The organism is Streptomyces sp. NPDC023573 (assembly GCF_055559735.1).
The window spans coordinates 374734-380875 of record NZ_JBVHKB010000009.1; the positions used below are offsets into that span (position 1 = coordinate 374734).

The window sequence follows — 6142 nt, forward strand, 5'->3', positions numbered from 1 at the left end:
ACCGAGGAAGGGACACCAGGCACCCATGAGCGCGTCAGGCGGAACCAAGGCGATCGTGGCGGCACTCGCCGCCAACCTCGCGATCGCAGTGGCCAAATTCGTGGCGTTCCTCTTCAGTGGCTCTTCATCGATGCTGGCGGAGAGCGTCCACTCACTGGCGGACTCGGGCAACCAGGGGCTCCTGCTGCTGGGCGGCAAGAAGGCCAAGCGGGAGGCGACCCCCCAGCACCCCTTCGGCTACGGGCGTGAGCGCTACATCTACGCCTTCCTCGTCTCCATCGTCCTGTTCTCGGTCGGTGGCATGTTCGCGATCTACGAGGGCTACGAGAAGATCAAGCACCCGCACGAGATCGAGGCCTGGTACTGGCCGGTCGGCGTGCTGGTCTTCGCGATCATCGCCGAGAGCTTCTCCTTCCGTACGGCCATCCAGGAGTCCAACCAGACCCGCGGCAAGCTGTCCTGGACGCAGTTCGTCCGCCGCGCCAAGGCGCCCGAGCTTCCCGTCGTCCTCCTCGAAGACCTCGGCGCACTCGTCGGACTGATCCTGGCCCTCGCCGGCGTCGGCCTGGCCCTGGGCACCGGAAACGGCGTGTGGGACGGCATCGGCACCCTGTGCATCGGCATCCTGCTGATCGTGATCGCGATCGTCCTCGCCGCGGAGACGAAGTCGCTGCTGCTCGGTGAGGCGGCCGGTACCGAGGACGTCGACAGGATCCAGGCCGCGGTGGTCGACGGCGACACCGTCACCCGCGTCATCCACATGCGCACCCTTCACCTCGGTCCGGAAGAGCTGCTGGTGGCGGCCAAGATCGCGGTCCGGGCCGAGGAGTCCGCCGCCGAGGTCGCGGAAGCGATCAACGCCGCCGAGAACCGCATCCGCGAGGCCGTCCCGATCGCCCGGGTCATCTACCTCGAACCCGACATCTACGACGAGCGGGCCGCTGCCGCGGGCACCAACCCGGGCAAGGCACCGGGAGGCCCCGTGTCTCCCGACGGCACACCGAAGGAATCCGGCCACTGACCCGCTGAAGATCAGCCCCGAACGGCCCCGAGACCCACGCCGCCCCCCGGGCGGACTGGGGCTCGCTGGGCCGTTCGGTGTAGATTCGGGGGAGTACCAGACGTCGCTGCTGATGGCGGTCGATCGGTCCGCGCAAGTGGACCGGCCGAGGGAGAGAGGGCCTCCGACGGACTGCACTGCGGATCGCCCGGGCATTCGTGTGCCCGTCGTGGCCGCCGCAGAGCCAGCCAACCACCCTCGACCCACTACGAGGAGCAGCCCGTTATGACGACGGCCGCCAATCGCCAGGACTTCAAGGTCGCCGACCTTTCCCTCGCCGCCTTCGGGCGCAAGGAGATCACCCTCGCCGAGCACGAGATGCCCGGCCTGATGTCGATCCGCAAGGAGTACGCCGCCACGCAGCCGCTGGCCGGCGCGCGGATCACCGGCTCCCTGCACATGACCGTGCAGACCGCGGTGCTCATCGAGACGCTCGTCGCCCTGGGCGCCGAGGTCCGCTGGGCCTCCTGCAACATCTACTCGACCCAGGACCATGCCGCCGCAGCGATCGCGGTCGGTCCGAACGGCACCCCGGACGCCCCCGCAGGTGTCCCGGTCTACGCCTGGAAGGGCGAGACCCTGGAGGAGTACTGGTGGTGCACGGAGCAGGCTCTGACCTGGCCCAACACCCCCACCGGCGGCCCGAACATGATCCTCGACGACGGTGGTGACGCCACCCTCCTCGTGCACAAGGGCGTCGAGTTCGAGAAGGCCGGCGAGGCCCCGGACCCGTCGACGGCGGACAGCGAGGAGTACGCCTACATCCTCACCCTGCTGAACCGCACCCTCGGTGAGGCACCGCAGAAGTGGACCCAGCTGGCGTCCGAGATCCGCGGCGTGACCGAGGAGACCACGACGGGTGTGCACCGGCTGTACGAGATGCACCGCGACGGCACCCTCCTTTTCCCGGCGATCAACGTCAACGACGCGGTCACCAAGTCGAAGTTCGACAACAAGTACGGCTGCCGTCACTCGCTGATCGACGGCATCAACCGCGCCACCGATGTCCTGATCGGCGGAAAGACCGCCGTCGTCTGCGGCTACGGCGACGTGGGCAAGGGCTGCGCGGAGTCCCTCCGCGGCCAGGGTGCCCGGGTGATCATCACGGAGATCGACCCGATCTGCGCACTGCAGGCGGCGATGGACGGTTACCAGGTCGCCACGCTGGACGACGTGGTGGAAACCGCAGACATCTTCGTCACCACGACGGGCAACAAGGACATCATCATGGCCTCGGACATGGCCCGGATGAAGCACCAGGCCATCGTCGGCAACATCGGCCACTTCGACAACGAGATCGACATGGCCGGCCTGGCGAAGATCGACGGCATCGTCAAGGACGAGGTCAAGCCGCAGGTCCACACCTGGAAGTTCCCGGACGGCAAGGTCCTGATCGTGCTGTCCGAGGGCCGTCTGCTGAACCTCGGCAACGCCACCGGTCACCCCTCGTTCGTCATGTCCAACTCGTTCGCGGACCAGACCCTGGCCCAGATCGAGCTGTTCACGAAGCCCGAGGCGTACCCGACCGATGTCTACGTGCTGCCGAAGCACCTGGACGAGAAGGTCGCCCGCCTCCACCTCGACGCGCTGGGCGTGAAGCTCACGACCCTGCGCCAGGAGCAGGCCGACTACATCGGCGTGCCGGTGGAGGGCCCGTACAAGTCCGACCTCTACCGCTACTGAGCCGGCCGTCGGCCGACGGCCGACGCAGCTCTCAGCAGCAGGTCCGAGCGCAGGCCCCCGCACCCCCGTGCCGGGGGCCTGCCCCGTACCGCACCCGCACAGCCCGAGGAACCCGAAGGACCCCATGCCCCGCGGCCGTTATTCGCTCCACGATCTCCACGACCACACCCCCCTCGGCGAAGAACACTTCCACTGCGCGCCCGGCCCCTCCGGCTGGCGCTATGTCTCCCAGACCACGGGCCCCTCGGGCGCCCACCTGGGTTCCGTCGATCTGGCCCTGGACGAGCTCGGCCGCCCCATCCGCCTCGAACTGCACGCCGCGAGCTGGCAGATCCGCGGTGCCGCCCTCGACGGTGTCACCTGGGTACGGACCGATCCCACCGGCACTCATGCCACCGAAGGCAATGTCCGCGCCCACACCTTCTCCGGCACGTCCCCCGCTTTCCTCGTCGCCACTGCCAGGCTCCTGCGCCTCACCCCCGTTTCCCCCGCGACCCGCGTCCGTCTGGTCACCTTCACGGACCCGGTCCTCGCGCCCCGTACCGTCGACCAGTCCTGGTCGCTGCTGAACAGTGAAGCGCACGCCACTGACAGCGGGCCCCTGGTTGTGGACGAATACCAGGTCAACGCACTGGACACCGGCGATCAGCACGCCGTGCACATCGCGGGTGACGTGGTGCTGGCGGCGCCGGGCATCGAGCTCGAGCACCTCGAATCCCCGCCCTCGGCCAAGCCTGGCGCGCCGGACGGGGCTTGAGCCGGAGGCATCGAACCGGACAGGCTCGGGCCGGGGCTCCGGCGCGTACGGGTTCAGGCGGGCGGGGCGAAGCCCGTCGCGGCCTGCGCCTCGGGGCCGGTCCCTGACCCTGTCCCTGTCCCGGCCCTTCCGGGCGGAGCCGCAGTGGGCGTGCCGGCGTCCGACGGCCGGGCTTCCGTCGGACGTGCGCCGGAGGACGCCCCGTTCAAAGGGGTGGGCGCCGGCCCGGCCACAGGCGTCTGGAGCGGGCCGCCGCGGCCCGCGGCCGCGGCCACCCGCCGGGCATCCCGCGCCTGCCGTTCGTTGACCACGGCCGCGAGGTAAGCGGCCGCCGGTACGTCCTGCGGCACCTGAACCCCCGTACACGCGGCGAGGTCCGCGGACAGGCGCTCCGCCATGGACGCGCGCACTGTGGCATCGAGTTGGTTCATCCGCGTCAGGTACTGCCGCACCGCCAGCCAGAGCCCGTCCGGTACGCCCGAGAGATCCAGCTGTGCGAAACGGCCGATCAGCCAGGGCGGGGGAGGGGGCACTGCCAGGGCCCGGCCGGCCGGCACCCGCTCACGTACGACGAGCGTGCCCGCGAAGACATCACCGAGCCGCCGGCCACGGGCTGACACCAGAGAGGCGATACAACCCACGACTCCGAACGTCCCCAGGATCTCGACCAGCCCCATAGCCCCCCGCACGAGTGCGTGCCGGAACCGGATCGGTCCGCCGTCGTCCCGCACCACGCGAAGTCCGCAGGCGAGTTTTCCGAGCGAGCGGCCATGGCTGAGGGTCTCCACCGCGACAGGTCCGCCGACCAGCACCAGAAGGAACGTGGCGACGGCGATGGCGGCGGTGGCCGCTTCGTCGAGCGTCACGGTCGCCACGGCCAGACCGATGGAGAGCAGCACGAACACGGTCAGGAGCACCGCCAGATCGATGGCGACCGCCAACGCCCGGCTCGGCAGCCTCGCCGGCCGCAGCCCCAGTACGACCGCGTCCCCGGTCACGAGCTCATTCATCGCCACCCACCCCTCGCCGCCCTTCTCCGCCCCTCGGGAACCACAGTCTGCCAAGCTGACCCGCAGCGCACCGCCGTAGTACGGACCCGTACGCACCCATGCCTGGAGCAGCAGCCGACCATGGATCTCGACGTCTTCGTGACCACCCACCGCAGCGAGTGGGACCGCCTGGACCATCTTCTGCACCGCGGGCGCAGCCTGACAGGTGACGAGGCGGACGAACTGGTCGCCCTGTACCAGCGCACCGCCACCCATCTGTCCCTGATCACGTCCAGCGCCCCGGACCCGGTGCTGACCGCTCGTCTCACTCAGCTCGTGGCCCGCGCGCGCTCGACCGTGACGGGGACCCGCCGCGCCTCGTGGCGTGACGCCGCACGCTTCTTGACCGCCGGCTTTCCCGCAGCCGTCTACCGCTCGCGGCACTGGTGGATACCCACGGCTGTGCTCTCCACGCTCCTGGCGGCCGTGATCGGCTGGTGGATCGGCGCACACCCGGAGGTGCAGGCGTCGATCGCCGCACCGGAGGAGCTGCGCGCACTGACCCGGCCCGGCGGCGAGTACGAGACGTACTACTCCAGCCATCCGGCCGCCTCGTTCGCCGCCCAGGTCTGGACGAACAACGCTCAGGCGGCGGCCATGTGCCTGGTGCTGGGGGCGTTCCTCTGTGTACCGGTGATCGGGATCCTCTTCGTCAACGTGCTCAACCTCGCCGTCGGCATCGGGCTGATGTCCTCGGCCGGCCGTCTGGACACCTTCCTGGGGCTCGTCCTGCCGCACGGCCTGCTCGAACTCACTGCCGTCTTCGTCGCCGCCGGTACGGGCCTCCGCCTCGGGTGGACGGTCATCGACCCGGGCCCGCGCACCAGACGGTCGGCACTGGCCCAGCAGGGGCGCGCCGCACTGGGCATGGCAATCGGGCTGGCGCTGGTCCTGTTCGTCTCCGGTGTCATCGAAGGGTTCGTCACCCCGTCGGGCCTTCCCACCTGGGGTCGCATCGCCATCGGTGTCACGGCTGAACTGGCTTTTCTCGCGTACGTCTATGTCCTAGGAGGCCGTGCGGCCCGAGCCGGGGACATCGGGGACCTCGACGCCGGGGAGCGCAGCGCCGAGCTGCCGGCTGCGGCCTGAGGACCGATGTGCATACGGGGCCGCTGACCTGCTAGCCTTCAGGTCGCCCACAAAGACTGTTGACACAGCCTGCGTGGAGAGGTAGATTTTAACGGTTCCAACGAGTTGGACTACTTGCTCGGGAACGTCTAAAGTTCATCTCGCTCGTGCGGAGGACGCGATCCTCGCAGAGCCGATCGATTCTTCTCGTTCAGGCAAGAAAGCCGGGTTCGCTTCGGCCGAATTGCTTCTGATAAAGTCGAGTCAGCCGAAAGGCAAAGGCCACTCCACAGGCCACCGGAATCAAATTCGGACCGGAAACGGAACGGAAAAGAGTCTGGTAAAGTGGGAAACGCCGGAAAGGGAAACGCGAAAGCGAAGAACTGGAAAGCGATTGAGCAGGAACCCGCTTCGGCCGGGAATCGGACAAGAAAGAGTCTGATAGAGTCGGAAACGCAAGAACAGAAGGGAAGCGCCCGGAGGGCCCCGGTGAAACGGGACCGAAGGAAGCGTCCGTTCCTTGAG

The 6142-nt window shown here is 68.7% G+C and carries 5 protein-coding genes; 4 read left to right on the forward strand and 1 reads right to left on the reverse strand.

Annotated elements, in window-relative coordinates; genetic code table 11:
* Positions 1 to 25 precede the first annotated feature (25 nt).
* From ACZ32T_RS28170 to ACZ32T_RS28180, 3 genes are all read left to right on the forward strand, one after another.
* Entirely contained in the window at positions 26 to 1021 is a 996-nt protein-coding gene (locus ACZ32T_RS28170; protein WP_467273747.1) for a cation diffusion facilitator family transporter, read from the forward strand.
* A 264-nt stretch (positions 1022 to 1285) separates the two neighbouring features.
* On the forward strand, positions 1286 to 2743 hold the full coding sequence (gene ahcY / locus ACZ32T_RS28175) for an adenosylhomocysteinase (RefSeq protein ID WP_467273745.1): 1458 nt from the start codon (positions 1286 to 1288) through the stop codon (positions 2741 to 2743).
* A gap of 124 nt (positions 2744 to 2867) precedes the next feature.
* A complete protein-coding gene (locus ACZ32T_RS28180; protein ID WP_467369675.1) occupies positions 2868 to 3500 on the forward strand; it encodes a hypothetical protein in 633 nt (210 codons plus the stop codon).
* 53 nt (positions 3501 to 3553) lie between these two features.
* Here ACZ32T_RS28180 and ACZ32T_RS28185 read toward each other — a convergent pair whose 3' ends face one another.
* A complete protein-coding gene (locus ACZ32T_RS28185) occupies positions 3554 to 4510 on the reverse strand; it encodes an RDD family protein (protein WP_467273794.1) in 957 nt (318 codons plus the stop codon).
* A 120-nt stretch (positions 4511 to 4630) separates the two neighbouring features.
* On the opposite strand from ACZ32T_RS28185, the gene ACZ32T_RS28190 reads away from it, so the two are divergent.
* Positions 4631 to 5638: a stage II sporulation protein M gene (locus ACZ32T_RS28190; RefSeq protein WP_467369677.1), complete on the forward strand. Its 1008-nt coding sequence runs from the start codon at positions 4631 to 4633 to the stop codon at positions 5636 to 5638.
* Positions 5639 to 6142: the final 504 nt, after the last annotated feature.